20 protein-coding genes and 1 riboswitch are annotated in these 21,037 nt (G+C 29.3%); of the genes, 3 read left to right on the top strand and 17 right to left on the bottom strand.

Annotated features, from left to right (window positions below; translation table 11 throughout):
* Nucleotides 1-24: 24 nt before the first annotated feature.
* The 5 genes from CLMAG_RS09450 to CLMAG_RS09430 all read right to left on the bottom strand — a co-directional run bounded on the left by CLMAG_RS09450 (nucleotide 25) and on the right by CLMAG_RS09430 (nucleotide 5,066).
* The gene (locus CLMAG_RS09450) at nucleotides 25-726 is read right to left on the bottom strand and encodes a GGDEF domain-containing protein (protein ID WP_161486949.1); all 702 of its coding nucleotides are present in this window, start codon (nucleotides 724-726) and stop codon (nucleotides 25-27) included.
* A 203-nt stretch (nucleotides 727-929) separates the two neighbouring features.
* Nucleotides 930-2,138 (bottom strand): tetratricopeptide repeat protein, encoded by a 1,209-nt coding sequence (locus tag CLMAG_RS09445; protein WP_066621451.1) that lies wholly within the window; start codon nucleotides 2,136-2,138, stop codon nucleotides 930-932.
* A 91-nt stretch (nucleotides 2,139-2,229) separates the two neighbouring features.
* The gene (gene grpE / locus CLMAG_RS09440; RefSeq protein ID WP_066621445.1) at nucleotides 2,230-2,835 is read right to left on the bottom strand and encodes a nucleotide exchange factor GrpE; all 606 of its coding nucleotides are present in this window, start codon (nucleotides 2,833-2,835) and stop codon (nucleotides 2,230-2,232) included.
* Nucleotides 2,836-2,839: 4 nt separating this feature from the next.
* Nucleotides 2,840-3,274, bottom strand: a complete 435-nt coding sequence (locus CLMAG_RS09435) for a hypothetical protein (protein WP_066621443.1) — start codon at nucleotides 3,272-3,274, stop codon at nucleotides 2,840-2,842.
* A gap of 418 nt (nucleotides 3,275-3,692) precedes the next feature.
* Nucleotides 3,693-5,066 (bottom strand): MATE family efflux transporter, encoded by a 1,374-nt coding sequence (locus CLMAG_RS09430; RefSeq protein ID WP_066621442.1) that lies wholly within the window; start codon nucleotides 5,064-5,066, stop codon nucleotides 3,693-3,695.
* Between the two features lie 463 nt (nucleotides 5,067-5,529).
* Here CLMAG_RS09430 and CLMAG_RS31590 point away from each other — a divergent pair, with 463 nt between their 5' ends.
* A complete protein-coding gene (locus CLMAG_RS31590) occupies nucleotides 5,530-5,874 on the top strand; it encodes a hypothetical protein (RefSeq protein ID WP_139264087.1) in 345 nt (114 codons plus the stop codon).
* 77 nt (nucleotides 5,875-5,951) lie between these two features.
* Here CLMAG_RS31590 and CLMAG_RS09425 read toward each other — a convergent pair whose 3' ends face one another.
* On the bottom strand, nucleotides 5,952-6,149 hold the full coding sequence (locus tag CLMAG_RS09425) for an alpha/beta-type small acid-soluble spore protein (protein ID WP_066621440.1): 198 nt from the start codon (nucleotides 6,147-6,149) through the stop codon (nucleotides 5,952-5,954).
* Nucleotides 6,150-6,462: 313 nt separating this feature from the next.
* Between CLMAG_RS09425 and CLMAG_RS09420 the strand changes: the two genes are divergently transcribed.
* Nucleotides 6,463-6,699, top strand: coding sequence for a hypothetical protein (locus CLMAG_RS09420; protein ID WP_066621438.1), 237 nt, complete (start codon nucleotides 6,463-6,465; stop codon nucleotides 6,697-6,699).
* A 69-nt stretch (nucleotides 6,700-6,768) separates the two neighbouring features.
* Here the strand turns inward: CLMAG_RS09420 and CLMAG_RS09415 are convergent, their stop codons facing one another.
* The 10 genes from CLMAG_RS09415 to CLMAG_RS09370 form a co-directional block, all read right to left on the bottom strand.
* Nucleotides 6,769-7,701, bottom strand: a complete 933-nt coding sequence (locus CLMAG_RS09415) for a tetratricopeptide repeat protein (protein WP_066621436.1) — start codon at nucleotides 7,699-7,701, stop codon at nucleotides 6,769-6,771.
* A gap of 159 nt (nucleotides 7,702-7,860) precedes the next feature.
* Nucleotides 7,861-8,520 carry a GGDEF domain-containing protein gene (locus CLMAG_RS09410; RefSeq protein ID WP_066621434.1) on the bottom strand — a complete coding sequence of 220 codons (660 nt, stop codon included), beginning with the start codon at nucleotides 8,518-8,520 and terminating at the stop codon, nucleotides 7,861-7,863.
* Nucleotides 8,521-8,923: 403 nt separating this feature from the next.
* Nucleotides 8,924-9,826, bottom strand: a complete 903-nt coding sequence (locus CLMAG_RS09405; protein WP_066621432.1) for a hypothetical protein — start codon at nucleotides 9,824-9,826, stop codon at nucleotides 8,924-8,926.
* A gap of 85 nt (nucleotides 9,827-9,911) precedes the next feature.
* A complete protein-coding gene (locus CLMAG_RS09400) occupies nucleotides 9,912-10,304 on the bottom strand; it encodes a hypothetical protein (protein ID WP_066621431.1) in 393 nt (130 codons plus the stop codon).
* Between the two features lie 30 nt (nucleotides 10,305-10,334).
* Entirely contained in the window at nucleotides 10,335-11,609 is a 1,275-nt protein-coding gene (locus CLMAG_RS09395) for a DUF4317 family protein (protein ID WP_066621430.1), read from the bottom strand.
* Between the two features lie 312 nt (nucleotides 11,610-11,921).
* On the bottom strand, nucleotides 11,922-12,146 hold the full coding sequence (locus CLMAG_RS09390) for a hypothetical protein (RefSeq protein ID WP_066621429.1): 225 nt from the start codon (nucleotides 12,144-12,146) through the stop codon (nucleotides 11,922-11,924).
* A gap of 130 nt (nucleotides 12,147-12,276) precedes the next feature.
* Nucleotides 12,277-13,677, bottom strand: coding sequence for a glycosyltransferase family 2 protein (locus tag CLMAG_RS09385; protein ID WP_066621428.1), 1,401 nt, complete (start codon nucleotides 13,675-13,677; stop codon nucleotides 12,277-12,279).
* A gap of 25 nt (nucleotides 13,678-13,702) precedes the next feature.
* Nucleotides 13,703-14,761, bottom strand: a complete 1,059-nt coding sequence (locus CLMAG_RS09380) for a HEAT repeat domain-containing protein (RefSeq protein ID WP_242872984.1) — start codon at nucleotides 14,759-14,761, stop codon at nucleotides 13,703-13,705.
* Between the two features lie 94 nt (nucleotides 14,762-14,855).
* Entirely contained in the window at nucleotides 14,856-16,376 is a 1,521-nt protein-coding gene (locus CLMAG_RS09375; RefSeq protein WP_066621426.1) for a response regulator, read from the bottom strand.
* Nucleotide 16,377: 1 nt separating this feature from the next.
* Entirely contained in the window at nucleotides 16,378-18,510 is a 2,133-nt protein-coding gene (locus CLMAG_RS09370; RefSeq protein ID WP_066621425.1) for a family 2 glycosyl transferase, read from the bottom strand.
* 319 nt (nucleotides 18,511-18,829) lie between these two features.
* Here CLMAG_RS09370 and CLMAG_RS09365 point away from each other — a divergent pair, with 319 nt between their 5' ends.
* Nucleotides 18,830-19,180 (top strand): HesB-like protein, encoded by a 351-nt coding sequence (locus CLMAG_RS09365; protein WP_066621424.1) that lies wholly within the window; start codon nucleotides 18,830-18,832, stop codon nucleotides 19,178-19,180.
* Nucleotides 19,181-19,297: 117 nt separating this feature from the next.
* Here CLMAG_RS09365 and thiC read toward each other — a convergent pair whose 3' ends face one another.
* Nucleotides 19,298-20,611 carry a phosphomethylpyrimidine synthase ThiC gene (gene thiC / locus CLMAG_RS09360; RefSeq protein ID WP_066621423.1) on the bottom strand — a complete coding sequence of 438 codons (1,314 nt, stop codon included), beginning with the start codon at nucleotides 20,609-20,611 and terminating at the stop codon, nucleotides 19,298-19,300.
* A 263-nt stretch (nucleotides 20,612-20,874) separates the two neighbouring features.
* Nucleotides 20,875-20,983, bottom strand: a riboswitch (TPP riboswitch).
* Nucleotides 20,984-21,037: the final 54 nt, after the last annotated feature.

Genomic DNA, 21,037 nt, shown 5'->3' with positions numbered 1-21,037 from the left:
TTAACACCTCCGGGACCATCTAATTCAAGTTTCTACTTCATAAATAAGTTCTTCATATCTTATTACTAGATTTTTCTTTTCCTTTGCTTTATACAATGCTTTATCTGCAAAATCAATAAGATTCTCTGGATGCATTGCTTTGTTTATTGTAACTGTACCAATGCTTACTGTAGCTTTAAATGAAGTACAACCGTAACTAAATCTATAGGATTCTATACTTTTTCTAATTCTCTCTGCTATTTTTGCTGCCATTATAGTATCGGTGTTAGAGAGAATAATCGAAAACTCTTCTCCTCCCCATCTTACAACAGTATCACTTGCTCTTGTGTTATCTTTAAAAATATAAGCCATATCCTTTAAAACCTTATCTCCAACAATATGTCCGTAGGTATCATTTATAGATTTGAAATTATCTATATCAATCATTAATAATGTTATTGGTTTTTTACTATTAACATTATTCTTCATTTCATATGATAAATTTAAATAAAAGAATCTTCGATTTCTTAATCCTGTAAGCACATCATTATATAAGTTATAATAAAGATTTCTAACTATCTCCCCACTTCTTAGACCAAGTGCAGCAAATAATATTGTTGCTAAAAACCAAAGTAGCTTGGCTACTGAGTAAGGTATATAAAAATCTATTATATATCCAGCTATCCCGACCCCCATACCTAAAACCATCAATGTTAAAGGAGCATAATTCAGATATGTTTTATTCATAATATCCTCCATCGTCACATTATATCATACTCTCTACACATATTGCATCTTATTCAAGCTTCGTTCTATTGTCCTATTTGCTTTACTTTTACTTTGAATTTATTATACCTAAATTCCACACATTTAGACACTGGTACTTATTGTGGAAAAATCATAAAAATAACCCAACTACAAAATTTAATTATGGTTGGGCTATTTTTCACTTATTGTAGGATCGACCTTATCCTGTTATTATTATACATAGAACTTGAATATTCTTCTGATATAATAGATGCATATTTTTCCGCTTCTTTTTTATCATTATTTTGATAGCTTAGTATTGCTAAATCATAAAGAGCTTCCTCTCTATAGCACCCCTGTGGATATCTATTTACATACTGCCTATAATATTGTACTCCTCCATTACCGCTGGCTTTAGCTGATTTAGCAAGATAAAATATTATATGCTCATCTAAATAGTCTCCTTTCAAATTATCATTTGCAATTAAGAGATATTCGTATGCCTTTTTGTAATTTCCATTTTTATATAAATCCGAACCATTTTTATAGAAATATACTTCTGCTTTACTTTTATAACTTGCTTCTAATTGGTTGTACAATTTTTTACCTTTATCATCTAATTTAGATACATCTAAATCTTTATTATTTATTGCAAAATCGTATAAATCCTCTTTCATAATATCATTAGCAAGATTAGCCAGTATTTTATAGTTAGAATCTGAATTATTACTAGAAGTCAAATTATTATTAGAAATTGTTTTAATATCATTGTTATTTGCTGCTGCAACTTGTTTTACACTAATACCTTTCTCTTCAGCTTTATAATTATTATTACTAGGTCTCCACATTATCACCGTTGAAAATATAATTATTGCTGCAATAGAGGCTACATATAGCTTTAGTCTAGAGTAACTTTTTTTATCTAGATAGCTTTTCATCTTATAATAAAAAACCTCTTCTTTGTTAATGGACTGGATTTCTTCTAATATTTCCTTACAATTTTTATATTCCTTTTTTGTACAATATAAGAAGCATATTAACATATCATCATTTATAGTCCTAAATCCTGTATTTCTTATAAAAAGCAGATGTTCCAGGGCTTCATCATATTTATTCCGCTTTATTAGGTCTATAGCTAAATTATGTTTTTCTATGCAGCCATTTAACTCATCTATACTAGACAAATATCTTTGGCTAATTTCCCCGTTAAATTTTTTACTGCTATCTAAAAAAATTCTATATGCTTCTTCAAAGTCACCTTTATAGATAAGGGTTAAAGCAATAACATCATTCACCTCTGGTCTATCTATACCTTCTGTAGCCGCTATCTTAAGATAACTAAGGGCTTTATCCAGACTTCCTTCAGCAAAACATTTCATTCCCTCTCTATAGTACTGTAATATTTCTTCCATAATAAAACACCAACTCCAAATCAAAGTATACTCAATGGTATTTAAAAGTCTGTACTTACATAACCATAAATCAAACTTTCTAAATAAAGGCTTAATTTAATACAGTTATTACCTTTGTAGTTCTTACGTATCTTATATTTCTGTCATTATAATAAAATCCTTTTTTTATAATATCTAAAATAGTTTCATTAGATAGTTCTAAATTTTTTTCTGTTGACAAAATTTCATGTTTAAAATTATCAAACTTATCAATACCTATTTCAGGAGCATTTACCATCAGTCCAATATTGGCATATTCCTTTTCTAAAAGCTTTAATATTGAATTTATTAGTTTTAACGTTTTTTTATCGGTTTTTGAATCTGATTTTTCTAAAGCTTGCCTTATCTCATCTACATAATCATAAAAATTTACATAGGCATTGATGATATTTTTAATCTTTTTTATGTATTTTTTTTTCACTTCATAATCTTCTTCTAAAACACTTTTTAATAAGTTTTTATTAATTATAATATCACGATTCATTTCTTCCATTGATTTAAGAATCTCGTTTAAATTGTCAATATTATTCTCAAATTCCTTAAAATCATCTACTTCTTCAATAGATATTTTTTCTAAAATGTCATCATTTTTATCATAACTATATTTTTTACATCGTTTCTTTAAACTTTCAATATCTTTACATACATTAAATAACATTTCCTCATTCCTCCTTGGTTTTATGTACCTGACTCTTGAGGGTATTAATTATACCATTTAATACTTCATACGTTTCTTTATTTTCTGTTGACTTTACTTCTGACTGTAATTTAGTACAATATTTCAATATATTTTTATATGCTTGTTTCATATTCTCTATCTTCATCTTTAGCAGTAAATTATTTTGTATTAATTGTTTATTTACATTATTTATTACATGAACAGTATTTTTAATGTTCTGTTTGGAATCTGTCATAACATTTATCACTTTATGTTCTATTTTTTCTTTTCTTTCTAATAGCACTTTTTTCTTTCTTTCATCATTAACCATATACATCTGAGGAAGATTTATTTCCAATTCACCATAAAGCTTGTCTATATCTATAGTTTTAAAATAAACTCCCTTTTTCTTAAGGGTACCTAAGTTTATATTATCCAACTAACCTCTACCTCCTAAAATAAATCACTTACGTATAATATTTAGTATTTATATTATAGTACAAATTTACTGTTTTTTCAAAAATTTGTAATTTAGTAAATTTATCCATATACCGTGTTATATATTGATAAATCTTTTTCATACTCCATTTTTCGTAAGTACAGTAAAAAATTCAATATATTTCCTTCAAAAGTTATTTAAATGAACTTCAAGAACTAGCATTATATTCATACCTATAAGTTAAATTTCAAGTTAAAAACCTATATACAAAAAAATCTACAAACATGTGCAAGTTAATCTTGCATATGTTTGTAGATTTTTGTATATGGAATAATCATATGGTCGTTAAACATCTTAACTATCAAAGTCCTAAAGTCATAGGGAAACCCTATATAATTCAACTATCACTTCACCTTAACTATATACTGCCTAGTTTCTGTTCCATTGCCTGTGAGGCCTCTCCCAGATGCCTTAATTCTTTAAATAAGAAAGCTGCTGTTACTATAGACGCTAATAGATCCGCAGTTGCACCAGATACCCATACACCTGTAAGCTTTAAAAAGTTAGGTAATATAAGCAAAAGTGGAAGAAGTATAATCACTTGTCTAGATAAACTTAAAAATATAGCAATTTTAGCCTTATTTATGGCTTGAAAGTAATTCGCACTAACAATTTGGAATCCTACAATAGGCATCATTAATAAAAATATCCTAATACCAGATGAACCTATATTTATTAAGTCTGCATTGTTACTGCTAAATACACTAATAATTACCCTCGGAAATAATTCAACAATTACAAAGCCTAAAGTAGATACAGTAGTAGCTGCTAATATAGCTAATTTTAATGCTTTTTTTACTCTATCAAAATTTCCAGCTCCATAGTTATACCCTATAATCGGCTGAGATCCCTGATTTATTCCAAAAATAGGCATCAATATTAACATAACAACACTATTTATTATTCCAAAGGCTGCAATAGCTGTATCTCCACCATACATTTTCAAATCCTTGTTAAAGGTAATACTTATACCGCTAGCAACTATCTGCATTAAGAAAGGTGACATACCGATGGCAACTATCTGTTTTATTATATGAAGGTCAAGTTTTAAATTTTTAATTCTTAATTTTAATACACTCTTTTTACCCATAAAATAGGATAATACCCATGCTGAGCATACAGTTTGTGAAACTATTGTTGCTAGAGCCGATCCTCTTATTCCTAAATCTAAACCAAAAATAAAAATGGGATTAAAAATAGTATTTAATATTGCACCAATTAACATAGTTAGCATGGCTATTTTAGGATTTCCTTCAGAGCGTATTATATTATTTAATCCAAATCCTATGTTTTGAAGCAGAACTCCTATTAAAATTATAGTAACAAATTCCTTTGCTAAAGGTAAAACTTCCTCACTTGCTCCAAAGATTATTAAAAGTGGTTCCTCAAAAATAAGACCTAATACTGTTACTAATATAGAAATTATCACAAGCATTGTAAATGCATTTCCTAGAATCTTCTCTGCTTCTTCCTTTTTCTTTTGCCCTAATCTTATGGATACTGTTGCCGCCGCTCCAATACCAATAAGCATACCAAAAGCCATAATAATTATTGAAACGGGAAATGCTATCGTTGTTGCTGATATACCTAGTAATCCTACACCTCTTCCTACGAAAATCCTGTCTATAATGTTGTATAGCGCATTTACCAGCATACCTACAATTGCTGGAATTGAGAATTTCCATAATAATTTTCCTACGCTTTGTTCTCCCAATTGCTTTGAATGATCCATTGCCATCCTCCCTTTAAAAATATTATTTCTTCATATCAATATGAAGTGTAGACTTGAATAAGATAGGGTTTCAACTCCCATCTGATTCTTAGTTGAACGAATCCAGGGACGTAGCCGCTCTTTACTCCCAGTTAAGCAGAGAACCAAAATCTATGATTTTGTGTGAATCGCTTACTCCTCTGACGTTAGGAAGAGGAGTTTCATATGCGATGGGAGTATTAAAGCGGGTAGTCATCGGATAAATTATATCTATAAATATAATTATAAACAAATTTTATTATTTTGTGAAAATTTTTCTAATTTATTGTTAATAGTTATTTAGTGACTATGCAAATCTTTGATATGTATTGCAATGAAAGAGTAATTTTTTTTCTAAAAGATAATAAAATATATTAAGAACTTATAAAAAGAAAGTAAGGTGAATCTTGTTAAATTATAAAAATATTAATTTAGCAATAAAATTATGATTAAAGAAAAAAATTTTTTCACCAAAACTACTAAAGTTATAAATAATATCTCTTGGACTATAGTACTTATCCTACTGGTGATGGTTGGTATGGCTAAGCCTCCTTCTGAAACATTTTTAAATCGCATCAAAAATTCTCCAGTTCGCAAATCTTGGGATTTAGATATTATGGAAAATACTATTCATTTTTTAATTCTTTTATTTTTACTATGTGTTTTTTCGATTATTATAAATATTACTGCATGCAAAAAAGAAAGCTATAGTTTAAAGTTCTCTCCTATTTTCCTGTCTTTATCTTCTTTATTATCCATACTGTTTTATTTCATTTATTTTTATCTTTAATATACCTATGTAAATTTAATATACAATAAAAAGAAACCAGGTAGAAAACTACCTGGCCTCTTTATATTATATATGTTCTACTTTAAACCTTGTTCGTATGCTTCAACCATCTTCTTAACCATGTTTCCGCCTACTGATCCAGCTTCTCTGGAAGTAAGATCTCCATTATATCCTTGTTTTAAATCTACTCCAACTTCTCTAGCAGATTCCATTTTGAACTGATTTAATCCTTCCTTAGCTTGTGGTACTAATACTCTATTTCCTCTGCTTGCCATAATTTTTTTCCTCCCTTAATTTATAATTTATTTTGTTCTTTTGTTGTATTGTTTTGTAATATAAGTTTGTGCAGTTTTATATTTATTAATCTATTAAATTACATACAAAAAATCTAATATTTATCAAAAGTGGGACAAATATATATTAATTATTTTATCATTTATAGATTGCAAAGCCATTTCAAAAGAACATCTCATATAATATATAAATATAATACTTAAACTGCTTTTTATAAGAATTGTAGTAACAAGCTTAACTAAAATCACAAACCTCTATTATGATAATCTAATACACCCAAGGAGGCTAATAACAATGTCGAGATTTGATTCATTAGATCCCGAGCAGTTATCTGTAATTGCTAATATTATTGCTATTTCCTTAGCTAAGGGAAAAGACTCTAATGAAATTAGCATGCTAAGTAATTTGCTTTCTTCAGTAGGAAGTCTATTGGAACTAATAGCTACGCAACAAGAAAACCTAGAATCTGCAAAAGAAAAACAACAACAAATTAAAGACTTGAAAAAACAAATAAAAAGGCTAGAGAATTAACAGTAAATGATAATAGTGTAAGCCATAACAATTATAGGTTTACACTATTTTGCTCTAGATAAAAATTTATCAAAACTCAACCTCATCTTCTATGAGCTTCTTGTATTCTACCATTTCCTTTACAGGATTCAATTCTTCATCTTCTTTTATATAATCTACAAACTTAGGATATAATCTAACGGACTCATACAAATCTGCTATACACTCTTCCAGTTTATTAATATGTACATGAAAACAAGCTCTATTATAATATAAAAATTCAGTATCAGGATTTTTATGAATTCCAGCACTAATAATCTTTATAGCAGTATCATACTCTCCTCTTTCCTTATAAATCACTGATAAGTTTAAATAACTGTATGGATATGTAGCATTTTCAGCTATTGATAGATTATAGTATTTTATTGCTTCTTCTGTACGATTTAGTCTATCTAATACTACTCCCTTATTAAATAATGCCAAGTAATGATTAGGATCAATTTGTAAACTATGCTCAAGCATTTCTAATGCCAATTCATAGTGTCCTAACTCCTCATATATTGCACTTAAATTAGTGTATGCCCAAAAGTCCTGGTCATCCATAGATAAAACTTTTTTATAGGCTTCTATTGCTTTATTCTTTTCTCCAATTTCATCGTAAGCACCAGCAAGAAAAAAGTATGCTCTATTATATTCTGGATTTAACTTGATAGCTTCTTCATAATATTTTATTGCTTTTTTATACTGCTTTTCATTATCACATATTATAGCAAGGCCATAGTAAGCTCTCTCATCTCTTGGATTTAAGTTTAATATTTCTTTATATTTTTCTTTAGCTAGTTCATATTCTCCCATTTCATCATGGATTAATGCTATGTCAAGTAGTAATTCTATATCCTCCCTGCCTCCTACACAGTTATAAGCTTTTTTGTAAAATCTGAGAGCCTTATCTATTAATCGATCTTTATAAAAATTTTTAGCTATCACTTTATAGCTATCTACTTTATACTTATCACTAGTCATACAACTACTCCTCTAATAATCTTTTCTTATATAAATAATTTCTATCTCTAAATTCTTATTATACATTCTTTACATTATAAATATCAATGAATAGCTTAATATGAAATGAAACTCCTCTTCCTTCCGTCTGAGGAGTATTCATTGAGTAAAGGATCGCCTTCACATAGAACATACTTTGTTTTTTCCTGTTTGTTTTGCATAGTTTAAGGATTTATCAGCCTTACTAAAGATAGTTTCCGGATCCTCTGTTGTATCTGGGTAAGTAGCAACTCCAATTGAAACCGTAATATAAATTATTTTTCCCTTTGGCAGCATGAAAGGGTACTTTTCTATAACAGCCCTAATACTTTCAGCTATTTCACAAGCTCTATTATTAGAAGTTTTGTAAAGTACTATAGAAAACTTGTCTCTTTCTATTCTACCCAATATATATGACTCTTTACATGCACCAATTAGTATATATGCTAAAGACCTTAATATAGAATCACCTGCTAAACTACCATAAATATCGTTTACCCTTTTAAAGAAATCGATATCAATAACTAAAACTGAAATAGGATCTTTTTTTTGTGATGGATTTTTTATAGCTTGGCTAAATAGTCTTGTAAAACCTTTTGTATTATTTAATCCTGTAAGAATATCTTTTTCATACTGATTTGTGGTTTTTGTGAACCTTCTACTGACCTTTTCAATATATTGAACCAAATAGTATGCCATAAAACATGTTGCCAGTGCACTAATCCAAAGAAAAGCTACAACCATTAAAATAACAAATATATTATTTATAAATAGTTCTTGAAATATTTTTATTGCATCCATTGTATATGCAACTCCCTTCACGCTAGTCAAAAACAGTAATCTTAGAGTGAAAAACAGCAAATATTCTTGAGCATTGTATTCTTATTTTCAGTATATGACAAACTTATAATTTTTGATAATTAAACATATAATATTGCATCTTAGCATAGTATTTATAGATATACTAAGATGTGTTAAGGTAACTTTAATTATGTTAAATAGATTCGTTATTGAAATTTTTTTTATAACTTTTATTCTAATTATTCCTCCAACACTTATAATTTTAGCCATATATGATTTTAAAGAATTGAGAGAAGAATTTAAAAATCTTCGGTAAGTGTTTATCCCATAAATAAAAGTCCGTCAGCAAAATATTTTGCCAACGGACTTACTGTGCTTAGTAAATACACATCTACTTTTTCTTTCAGATATCTAATAGTGTCATGTTCACAATTAGTTCTGGAAGTTTTCCTTCTCTCCCAGCCTTACTGATTGTTTGTTCAGTTATAATAGAATTCTTACCAATAATTATATTACCCATATTATCTATTAAATCTTTTCCTGCTATCTTTCCAATTAAATATTTACTTCTTATTTGATCTATATCTTCTTCAATATCAGTACTCTTTAATTGAGATTTAATGATTTCAGCTGTACTTTGATTTTCAACTTTATCTATTTGATGCTCCTCCACAATATCCTTTATTTTAATCTTTTCATCCCTATTTATATAATTATCTGCACTTTTTTTAAAACTTTCTTCACCACTATGGTTTTCAACATTTTCTGTATGTGGAGTATCTTCATATTCTATTGGAGGAGTTTGTATATTAACTTGCAATTCGTCATAGTTCACTGAATCACATTTACATTTATCTTTAATAAATTTTTTTACATCTTCACTTAAAATCTCATTTTTTTTTAATTGCTTTTTTAGTAGAATATTCAAGTCTTCCTGGGTGCTTTTTATAATACTATTATATTCCTCGATTTTTTTATTAAATATTGACTCTTGTGTTTTGCCTGATAGGGTTATTCTAGAAATTTCATCACTAGAAACTTTGTTTATTATTAGTATAATTTCTTCCGACTTTTTTAAAACAAATTCCATGAATTTTTCTGACTTCATTTCAAATTTCATTTCATCTTTTAATTTTTGTATTTCCTCAGAAAGCTTCTCATTTTCAGCATTAATTGCTGAAAGGTTTCTTTTCAATTCCTCTATTTTTTCTTTATTAGCTAACTTTATATCTTTAATATGCTTATCTACTTCTTCTCTATCACAACCAAACAAACGTGCTTTAAGCTGTGCCTCTGTTTTATCCATAGCCTTTCCTCCACAATCTCCAATAAATTATGAATTTCATCCCATGACTACCCTCTATAATACTCCCATCTTACTAGTATACTCTTCATTTCTCTATAATACAGTCAACTTCCTTTAAAAGCTTATTTATTGAGGACTTAATTTCCGAATCTTTTTTTTCCTGAGTTTCAAGTATTTGTGTTTTATATTCAATCATTTCATTTAACATTTTTTCTGAGTCATATACCTTACCGAATGCTTGTACAAATGAACCATATAGAACTTCTTGAAGCTTTTCTTTTGATTCTTTATATGATTTCATTTTCAATTTAAGCTCTTCCAATTCTTGTTTCAATTTTTTATTATTTTCAGTGCTTATAGATAGTTCACTACTATATTTATTGAATTCTTCCTTAAATTCTATGTTTAGTTGAGTGATTTTTTCATTAACTTCATTAGAAGAATACCCTCTAAGGGTCCTTTTATAATTTGTTTTCATAGTAATCTATCACTCCCTTGAATAAATTGCTTAGATTAGTATATCTTCTACTTCTTCCGTTTCTAGTTTAAATCCGTTTATCTGAACATCTTCAGTCAATTCAATCAGTAAGCATTTTTTTCCATTCTTATCTCTCACTTGTCTAATTGAGCTTAGTTCCTTTGGTGTTATAGTTATATTCGTAGTTTCATTCTCAATCTTTATAGATCTACTATTAAAATCTGGAACTATATTTTTGATTTTAAATTCATAATCTCCGCCACAAACCTGTTCAAATGCACTTTGTAAACTCTCGGTTTCCTTAATACCACTTTCTTCTAGAACACTTTTTATTTCTTTCATATCAACAACAGGTTCTTCATCTTCTTCCTCTTCCTGGTATTCAAGTTTTTCATTTATTCTTTCATATATTTCTTGCATAGTCTCTGGTTTTATTTTATCTCCAACTACTGTATTTAGTATGGCGTTGAAACTCTCTTTTTCTTCTATTCCAGTAGGTTTTATACTACAGTCTAGTATATCTTCTACAAAAACTGTATTCATCTGCTTTGCTTTTGAAGAATAGTATACTACTTTGTTTACATCTACATATCCACTACTAAAGCTTGGAAACATAAATCCATCAAGAGGAGAATTTAAGTTTATTACAGTATCTAAGGCTGAGTTTGGTTTGAAGGTCATTTCTGCATAATCAAATTTTAATACCTTTTTAGGTATGTCAACCTTATTTACACTGCATAAAATGAATTCAATAGCTTGTACATAATCATCTATTGCTTCATCAGCTTCTTCACTTCTTTTTTTATTTCCTTTAAAATATTCGGCCTTAACGAAATTTATAACTATATCAGTTTCATACGTGTAGTTTTTAGCCATCTTCTCTACTATCATATCTGCGTATTCTACGATACTTTGTCCTGAACTTAATGCGTTGTAAAGAATAGTTTGAGTACTTGTAAAAGCAGCTTCTTTTTTACCTTCTTCATTATCAATATTATTAAGATTTTGCAGTTCAGACATATCAATATCATCTACTGCAACTTCATCTTCAGTTTCAGCTAAATGGGACATTTTAAAGTCTAACTCAAATATTTTTGCATCTATAGTTCCAGTTAAAACTTTCTTGAAATTATCTAGATAAAGCTCTCTTTTTTCCATATCCATCATTTCAAAATAGTTAAGCTCTCTTGTTATGATTTCTCCATTGTCTTTCTTTAAATATATACTATATATCTCCTTAATAGGCATCATATAGCTGTTTAATTTAAATTCTTTTCTTAAATCAGCTAAATCCTTTTTATTCATACTTTATACCTCACTTTTTATACTGATGTTTTTTAGACTAAATTTTTATCCTGTAACTACTGGTCAACTTCAACCAAATAGAATTGGCTCCCTCTCTGATTGAAGTTTTAATTTGTATCAATAATATTATAACACCTCTTTACAACTAATTTAACCCCAATATATAAAGTAAAACTTGAATCAAATGGTAGTATTAGAGCGAATAATCCCCAAAAAGAATTATAAAGACTCAGATGACAATAATTCATCTGAGTCTCATTATTGATTATCATAATAATTTTTTAGCATTTCATTAACTTTTAGTAGTTTCCCTTAAAAATCCTGAAATTTTTTTTCATAGATTAAGTGGCTGCCGCTCTCTTCAATAGCTACTATTGAGCCATATAAACCACTTTCCACTTCTGATTTAAACACTTTCCCATCCTCAGTGTGATTCTCATCTGGAAAATCATCCTCAACTACATCACTATATGAAAATGGCTTTCCAACCGGTACTTTATCCAATTTACTTAAGTCTACATGACTTCTTTTTGACATACTTATGTCCTCCTTAACTTTCTATGCTATGATTACTCAAAATTCCCTACAAAACCCTTCATCATGTCCTATTAAAATTTTGCTTCCAATTATCACGCATTTATAGTATGTCTATATATAACTATTATTATTAATCAAAATTTTTCCTTTTTATCGTTCCCCAACTACCCTTAAATTTTTTAAATCTTATTATTCCTTCTATTCTAAATAAAGTTGTCATCTGCCTATAACCAAAATTTTCAATAATACCATAAAAAGTAAGCTTAAAAAGATCTGTTATTGTAGAATATTTATTAAATGTATACTCTTCTAATAAAATAGCACCTATTGACAGTACTATTCCATATAAAATAGAAGCAATTAGGAACATTATAAAATACTTTACATTTAAGAGTCCAAAAAAATACGAAAGTGGTATAAATATATATCCTAGGATTTCAACTATCGGACCTAACATTTCGAATATCCAGAAATATGGTGCTGCAAATAATCCTATAAGTCCATACCTAGGGTTAAAAAGCAACTTTTTATGCCTAAATAAGCTGTCCATAAGCCCAATCTGCCATCTTCTTCTTTGACTTCTCAAATCCTTTATTGTTTCAGGAGCTTGGGTCCAGCACACAGGATCAGGCACAAACTTTACCTTATACTCCCTCTTATTAGCTTTCATATAATCATGTAGTCTTACAACTAACTCCATGTCTTCACCAATAGTTTTAATATATCCACCTACCTCAGCAACAGCATCTTTTTTAAAAGCACCAAAGGCACCAGATATAATAAGTAGTGAATCTATAGAATCCCACCCCATTCTTCCAGTTAAGAAGGCTCTGAGGTACTCTATTACTTGAAAAGTTGCTAAACTATTTTTAGGAAGACTTATTTTTTCAACCTTTCCATTTTTAATAGTATTTCCATTTGCTATTCTAACTATTCCTCCAACAGCTATAGTTGATCTATCCTCAATAAATGGCATTATAATCTTTATCAATGAATCACTTTCTAAAATTGAATCTGCATCTATAGATGTTATAATAGGATACCTAGAAACATTAATACCTGCATTTAAAGCATCCGCTTTACCACCATTCTCTTTATCGACTATCACAAGATTTGGTATATCTATATTTCTGTATATATTCCTAATTTTATTTGTCTTTACTAGATGTCTAACAGGTTGATTTACTTTATTTAATTTGAAATGCTCTATTACCCTATCTAAAGTTTCATCCTTTGACCCGTCATTTATCACCAATATTTCAAATACTGGATAGTTTAAAGATAATAATGAATTTATATTGTCTACTATAGTCTCTTGTTCATTATATGCAGGTACCAGCACAGATACTGGCAGCATGTTATCTGAAGAAGAATACTTCCTATAGTCTGAATAATTTATTTTACTAATGTAATCATGTAAACTAAAAGCAGAAAGAATAAGCTGTATAAAATATATAAAATTTATTGCTAAAACATAGTAAAGAACAAAATAGTTAAAACCTAGAACAAGCTCTCTAATAAAATTATACATTTATTTAATCACCCTAAGCCTAATATTAAGATTTTGCATATTCCTTAATATACATAGCTGTTTTTCTCTTATTTTCATCATCTGAATTTTCATATAGTTCAATTTCTTTCATCATGTTCAAATTTTCAATAGCTGAAATAATAATATCCTTTGCAAATTTATCCTGAACTTCAAATATAGAAGGTATCATATCTATACCTTCATCAAAGCTTAAAATAGATACTGCAGCGTTGAATCTTACATACCACTGTCTATCAGTTAGTGCCTTAACAAGAGGATAAACAGCTCTATCATCTCCGAATCTTGCCAATACCTTTGCTGCAACAGCTCTAACTTCCCATTCTTTATCTTCTAGCAATTGGATTATATCTTCTACATATCTAGAATACGCCATATTTCCTAATGCTTTAACTGCTGCAATCCTTTTTTCTTTGTTTTCAACAAAAAGATACTTAGAGATTTCTTCACCTATATATACATCCATATAGTTTCCTGCTGATTTAATAAATATAGCAGCTAAATAATCATTTGGAGATGAAATCATTTTTATATATATATTTTTTTTATCACCTTCAAAACTATCAACAATCTCTATTAGACTTCTCTCATTTAAAATTACTTTGTTATTTATACTTTCAAAGGCTTCAATAAAAGCAGCTTCATCTCCTATTTTAGCCAGTGCCATAAGGGAATTGTATCTGACATCAATGATAGGAAGCTGAAGTGCCATTAACAAGTGGTGTAAGGACTTTTTACTTCTATATTCTCCAAGTCTTTTGCATGCAAGTGCTTTTAAATATTTATTGGGGCTTTTTAGATTTTGTATATCATAATCTACAATTCCTAAATCTTCACATAGTTCTGTAATATTATAAATAAACTCTCCTTTAAAGTTTTCTAAATAGTAAATACTTCTTTTAATAATGATGTCCCTCTTTATTGGATTTTTAACAGTTTTCTTTAAATAATCTTTACTATCTTCACTTAAATATCTTCCCTCTAAAATATTATCTATTAAGTTATCTATATAAGGTATTAAGTCTCTGGAATATTCAATTTCCTTCTTATTTTTATGTGTTTGCACTGACTTCTGAAAGATAAGATACGCATATAGAAAGAAAATTATTAAACCAAAAAATACTATTGAATAATAAATAAATATCTCCAATTTATCACCGCTACTTTATAAACTTTCTAATTCTTAAATCTAGTTCAACAGGTGAGAAAGGTTTTGTTATATAATCATCTGCACCTAAATCTAATGCTCTTTTTATATACTCTTCATTTTTTTGACCTGAAAGAACTATTATTTTTACTTTGCTGTTTATTCTTCTTACTCTTTTAATAAACTCATCGCCAGCCATATTAGGCATATAATAATCTGTAATTATAATGTCAATATGATTATTATTAAATATCTCTAAAGCTTTTTCACCAGATTCTGCACTGAATATTTCATACCCTTTATTTCTGTATCTTGTTGTCAATATGGACATTATTATTTTGTCATCATCAACAAAAAGTAATGAGTTTCTTTGATGATTAACTAACTTCTCTGCCTTAGAATAAATCTTGCTCTTTCCACTACGCTTAGCCTTCTTAAGTTTTTCATAAGCTTCACTGTATATATCATCAAAGGAGCTAGAATCCTTAGTAATAAAGGATATTCCTCCGGAAAAACTTATTTTTGTTTGATAAGCCTCAGATAATTGTAATACCTCTTGGTGTATTTTTTGACCAATCTGTAATACATCTGCTGGTTCTCCATCAAAAATAACTAAAATAAACTCATCGCCAGACTTTCTGTACATAAAATCCAGATTAGTTAAGTACTTACTGAATATATTTACACAATTCTTAATTATTTCATCGCCAATTTCTTTACCTTTTTTCTTATTAATTTGAGACATATCATCCATATCTAACATAAATACATTCATTTTTCCGCCTTGAAATTTTATTCTTTCAAATTCCTTATCAGCTAAAACTTTTCCATATCTTTCAGAATATATTCCAGTGAGAGAATCATATATACTATTTTCAATGTAACTTTTCCTAAGCTTGCTTATATTTTTAATTTTAAAGAATAGTTCCCCACTATTAAACTTATGACTTAAATAGTCTACAGCCCCCTGTGAAAGCACCTCTACCTTCAATTGAATATCGTCAGGACCTATAACAAATATAGGAATGTTACTTAAAATACCATCATCTTCTAGCACTTTAAATAAGGTCATACCATTATTTTTTTCATCATCTTCCACAACAATTACTTCTGGATTTATATTCTTTATAGTTTCTAATATATCTTTATTTTCACCTTCTAAAAACACATTAAAGCCCTCTTTTTCAAGCATATCCTGAAGTATTTTAAATTTCTGATTACCTTTTGAAAATATAACAACATTTTTCCTGTTAAGTACACTTTCAATATGATTCTTGCATTTTAACAAACAATTTATTAGAGTGCTGTAATAGCTTAAGTTAACTTCTACCTCCAGCAAATAACTTATCCTATTTATTTCCTCTCGTATATTCGTCATATTATATTCAGAAGAAAGTACAAGAAGTTTTATTAATGTATTTCTTAAAATCCTCACGAATTCTACATCCATATCCTTTTCATTCCGTTTATTTAGAGTATTTATAATATCTAAGATATTTTTATAAGCGTCATAAACCTCTTTATTTCTTAACATTTTAGTTCTCTCCAATTTCTTCAAATGCTTTTTTTAATATATAATAAGAAGGCTTCAACCTCTCATGGTACTCAGGGAGTTCCCACTCTTTCCATGAAAAAAGCTTCATCTCACTATTATCTACAGTACTGTTATCTTTTATTAATATTCCACCAGTATAAAACCCTGGTATTTTAACTGATTTAATTCCTTTTTCATAGAGGTCATCCATTATCATTTTTGTTGATGGATCCATAACATTTAAAAGCTGCCAAGGTATTCTTATTTCTACCTTATCATCTTTGACGGAGAAATCTACAAGTGAATTGTATTCCTTGTGTTCTGGATTGCCATCTCCCTGTACTAGCTTACCGGTCTCATATTTAGAAAACGGTATGGTTTTATTATCTTGAGGTAGATATAATTCTTTATTTAAACAGAGATAAATAGGGTTAAAATTACCACTATCTTTCGTTTCATATGACGGATTACTTTCTATCATTTTTAACTGTTTCGCATATATATAATAAAATGAATCGTAGTAGGAATCTACAAGAACTCTAGAGCCATTTTTGTTATCTAAAGCTATTACAAAATCTACAGGCCTTTTGAAGCTAACTCCGTACTCCTTATAAGCTGAATTTCCTTGCTCTGGTGCTATATCTATAGGAACTAGTAAAGAATCCTTATCAAAATTGAACCCTGGAATATCTGCCATAAAATATACATACTTTTCATCGGATTTAGTATATAGTTTAAAATTATTATTTTGTACTATTGGATTATCCTTGTTCCAGTCTTTTGTATCTCCATCAACATAGCATATACTCTTATCTTTACCAGTTTCAAAAGCCAGAAGTCCAAATTCCTGTTCATTAGTTTGAGCATTTGACCAATAAGCCCTTTTGTCTGGAATATCTAAGTCCATAGTATTCCATGTTCTTTTAAACCATTCATCCTGCCAGGTAAAAACTAGACCTCCTGCATAGCCTTCTTCATATATATTGTTTAACATAAAGGCATCCATTTCACCTTGTTTTTTTTCATCTACATTCCCCTGATTAAATCCCATATGTATATTCTCATGAGCCTTGCCTCTAGATGCTGGTATTCCAAACTCAGCAACTAATACTGGTACACTATGTTCTTTTCTTAAGTCTTTAAGATAAGCTCTGTAGGTATTTACTTTACCATCCTTATCTTTAAAGCTGCTATATTCTTGCTGATAATTCATAAAATCAGGATAATAAGGGTATACATGATAAGAAGCAAACAAGCCCGGTCTAAAGCTTTCTTTTTTCTTTATGTGTTCTGTATTCACTGAAGCCATATCTTCATTTTTTAGTGGTTCATTTGGATGACTTAAAGTATCTGTGGTAACCCAGTTAGTAAAACTTACAGGCCTTTGCATATTATATTTATCTGTTTCATATTGGATTGCGTAATCACCAACTTCACATAAAAATTCTTCGAAAGGAGATGCATTTTCTGTATATAAATACTTACCCTCAAAGCTATTCTCCTTTGGATGGCTTAGATTTGTATTCTCTACAAAATGAGGATCCCACTCTATTCCTAATATCCATCCCATTACATAAGTGGATACATCCTTAGTATAAACACCGCTTGCATACCCTTTTTTAGCAGGTAAATTAGCATTTCCATGTATAACATCTACCAGATTCTTTGTATCCTCTTTGAAGGCATCTTTTATTTTACTGTTTTGAGCATCCATAAGATTTGAAATATCTTCCTCATTAACCCAAACCCCTTGAAATATATATATTGGTTTTATGGCTTCCTTGTTATATTCATATAAGGCATCATAAAACTCTGGCTTTAACGTTGTATAGACTCTTATAGAATTAGCATTCATATCTGCTATTTGCTTAAACCATCTCTTATATTCTTCCTTTGTAACCGCTAATTCTCCTGGAAAAGCACCGGGCTTTGCAGCTCCTATGTTAACACCTTTAATAAATTCTTTCTTCCATTTCCCATATTTATATACATAAAAAAACTTATCATCTACTTTAGTCATGTAAGAAACATTATCCTTATAAATTGACATTTTATTTCTAATTATATAGACATATTTATATGATAAAAATACTGAGACTATAGCAATAACCACAAAAGCCAAATATTTTTTCAATGATGTATCCTCCTTGCAATAATATGAGTTTTATCGACATAATTCACCTTTATTATATTCTATCATAAATATTTAACTACAATCAAAAAATTAAGCACATAATATTAGCAACTAAAAGGTTACTAAACATATATCTTTAAATTAGTTCCATTTTAGTTTATAATTTATATCATATACATGAAGTGAAACTTGAATCATATGATTCTTAGTTGAGCGAATCCAGGGACGTAACCGCTCGCAATGTACACTTTGGGGAAGATGGGAGTATTAGAGCGGGTAGTCATCGGATAAAATTTACAGTGGAAAAGGGGTTATATTTATGAATTTTTTAAAGATAACTAATTTAGCATATGAACAATTTAATAAGTTCTTAGAAGAGAAAAACGTTCCAGCAAAAGTAATAAGAATTTATGCTGCAGGTAAGTCTTGTCATGGTCCAATATTTAATATAACTGTAGATAGTCCAAAAGACGAAGATTTAGTTCAACAAGTTGATGACATAACTTTTTTAGTTGATAGAAATCTTTTTATCCAATATAGTGGATTCATACTACTATGTGGTGAGGAAAATGGCCTTGGAACATTTTCATTGGAGCCAGTTTTTAAGCCTGAACAAAGTGATTGTAGCAGCTGTTCTTCTTCCTCAAGCTGTTCTAGTTGTGACGATTAACCAAAATACGAAGAACCCTCCAGAAAGCCTTTTTGAAGCTTTCTAGAGGGTCTTTTCATTCAAATAGGGCATATCCATAGGAATACCGTCACTAAGTCGAACTTTAGATTTGGAAATCTACTCATCATCTCTTAAAACATTTATATTTTCTCCGTTTAATACCTTATTCATATTTCTAACAGCACACATCTTTCCGCACATTGTACAGGTATGCTCATCTTCAGGTTTTGACTCTTCTCTATATCTTCTTGCTTTTTCTGGGTCCATAGCTAAACTAAACATCTTTTCCCAATCTAATTCTCTTCTTGCCTGACTCATAGCATTATCCCATTCTCTTGCACCTTTAATTCCCTTTGCTATATCTCCAGCATGTGCCGCAATCTTAGATGCAATAATACCTTCTTTCATATCTTCTAAGTTTGGAAGTCTTAAGTGTTCAGCTGGTGTTACATAGCATAAGAAATCCGCTCCTGAAGCTGCAGCTAAAGCTCCACCAATAGCAGAAGTAATATGATCATAACCTGGCGCTACATCTGTAACTAGAGGTCCTAATACATAAAAAGGTGCATTGTGACATAACTTCTTTTCTAGAAGCATATTAGCCTGTATTTCATCTAAACTCATATGTCCAGGTCCTTCTATCATAACTTGTACATTTCTTTCCCAAGCTCTTTTAGTAAGTTCCCCCAAAGTCATCAATTCTTTAATTTGGCTAGCATCTGTAGCATCCGCTATGGAGCCCGGACGACAAGCATCTCCTAGACTTATAGTTACATCATATTTTTCACATATATCTAAAACTTTATCAAAATGCTCGTAGAATGGGTTTTCTTTGCCATTCAATTCCATCCATGCAAACATTAAAGCTCCTCCTCTAGATACAATGTTAGTAAGTCTTTTATTTCTTTTAAAAACTGCCGCAGTTTCTCTATTAATTCCCGCATGAATAGTCATAAAGTCTACACCATTTTTTGCGTGTTTCTCAATTACGTCTAAAAGTTCTTTTACAGTTAAACTAGCTAACTCTCTATCATAAAAACCCACTGCGTCATAAATAGGTACTGTACCAATCATTGCAGTAGACATATTTATTAATTTTGTTCTAAATTCTTCTGTTTTTCCAAAGCAACTTAAATCCATTATAGCTTCAGCCTTCATATCTAAAGCCACTTTTACTTTTTCTAATTCATTGTCTATACAGTTACAATCCTTTGATATACCTAAATTAACATTTATTTTAGTTCTTAACCCTTCTCCTACGCCCTCTGGGCTTATTGATTTATGTTTTTTATTTGCTGGTATAGCAACTCTTCCTGCAGCAACAAGCTCCATTAATTTATTTACATCCATTCTTTCTTTTTCTGCTACTATCTCTATTTCTTTTGTAACTATTCCTTTTTTAGCTGCATCCATTTGTGTTGTATAATTCATTATTTCCATCTCCTCTATATTTTTTTAAAATTAATTAGCATTAGACAAGTCCTTTATGCAAAGAGATAAAATTTCTATGATTACACCCCACAACCTTTAGTTATTTTAATAACTTTACCTGTAGATAATATCAGTTCTAAACATTGCTTTGAATATTAAAGTGTACTAAATTCATAGTTCGAATAAATAAAAAAGAAGCCATAAACGGCTCCCTCATAAACACTTTAATAGCAATAAATCCAGATTACAATCTGCATTATATTACCTATACAAAGTAACTTCCCTACGTTGGAATTATCCAAATCAGGTTATGAGGGTCAGAAACTAACAGTTCTATCTCAGCCCATTACATGGGCCCCCCTAGTGCTATTTAATTTTTATATTATGAAAATCATAACATAATTACTACTATTTTTCAATGATTAA

The organism is Clostridium magnum DSM 2767, assembly GCF_001623875.1.
GTDB lineage: Bacteria > Bacillota > Clostridia > Clostridiales > Clostridiaceae > Clostridium_AM > Clostridium_AM magnum.
This window is presented reverse-complemented; position numbering and strand designations above follow the sequence as displayed.

Bases quoted from the DNA above. Each gene is read 5' to 3' on its own strand.
- CLMAG_RS09375 (WP_066621426.1), bottom strand. From the start codon at position 16,376: ATGTTAAGAAATAAAGAGGTTTATGACGCTTATAAAAATATCTTAGAT.
- CLMAG_RS09420 (WP_066621438.1), top strand. From the start codon at position 6,463: ATGTCGAGATTTGATTCATTAGATCCCGAGCAGTTATCTGTAATTGCT.
- CLMAG_RS09445 (WP_066621451.1), bottom strand. From the start codon at position 2,138: ATGGAAGAAATATTACAGTACTATAGAGAGGGAATGAAATGTTTTGCT.
- CLMAG_RS31590 (WP_139264087.1), top strand. From the start codon at position 5,530: ATGATTAAAGAAAAAAATTTTTTCACCAAAACTACTAAAGTTATAAAT.
- grpE (WP_066621445.1), bottom strand. From the start codon at position 2,835: ATGTTATTTAATGTATGTAAAGATATTGAAAGTTTAAAGAAACGATGT.
- CLMAG_RS09450 (WP_161486949.1), bottom strand. From the start codon at position 726: ATGAATAAAACATATCTGAATTATGCTCCTTTAACATTGATGGTTTTA.
- thiC (WP_066621423.1), bottom strand. From the start codon at position 20,611: ATGAATTATACAACACAAATGGATGCAGCTAAAAAAGGAATAGTTACA.
- CLMAG_RS09390 (WP_066621429.1), bottom strand. From the start codon at position 12,146: ATGTCAAAAAGAAGTCATGTAGACTTAAGTAAATTGGATAAAGTACCG.
- CLMAG_RS09385 (WP_066621428.1), bottom strand. From the start codon at position 13,677: ATGTATAATTTTATTAGAGAGCTTGTTCTAGGTTTTAACTATTTTGTT.
- CLMAG_RS09430 (WP_066621442.1), bottom strand. From the start codon at position 5,066: ATGGATCATTCAAAGCAATTGGGAGAACAAAGCGTAGGAAAATTATTA.
- CLMAG_RS09395 (WP_066621430.1), bottom strand. From the start codon at position 11,609: ATGAATAAAAAGGATTTAGCTGATTTAAGAAAAGAATTTAAATTAAAC.
- CLMAG_RS09405 (WP_066621432.1), bottom strand. From the start codon at position 9,826: ATGGATAAAACAGAGGCACAGCTTAAAGCACGTTTGTTTGGTTGTGAT.
- CLMAG_RS09415 (WP_066621436.1), bottom strand. From the start codon at position 7,701: ATGACTAGTGATAAGTATAAAGTAGATAGCTATAAAGTGATAGCTAAA.
- CLMAG_RS09365 (WP_066621424.1), top strand. From the start codon at position 18,830: ATGAATTTTTTAAAGATAACTAATTTAGCATATGAACAATTTAATAAG.
- CLMAG_RS09425 (WP_066621440.1), bottom strand. From the start codon at position 6,149: ATGGCAAGCAGAGGAAATAGAGTATTAGTACCACAAGCTAAGGAAGGA.
- CLMAG_RS09410 (WP_066621434.1), bottom strand. From the start codon at position 8,520: ATGGATGCAATAAAAATATTTCAAGAACTATTTATAAATAATATATTT.
- CLMAG_RS09400 (WP_066621431.1), bottom strand. From the start codon at position 10,304: ATGAAAACAAATTATAAAAGGACCCTTAGAGGGTATTCTTCTAATGAA.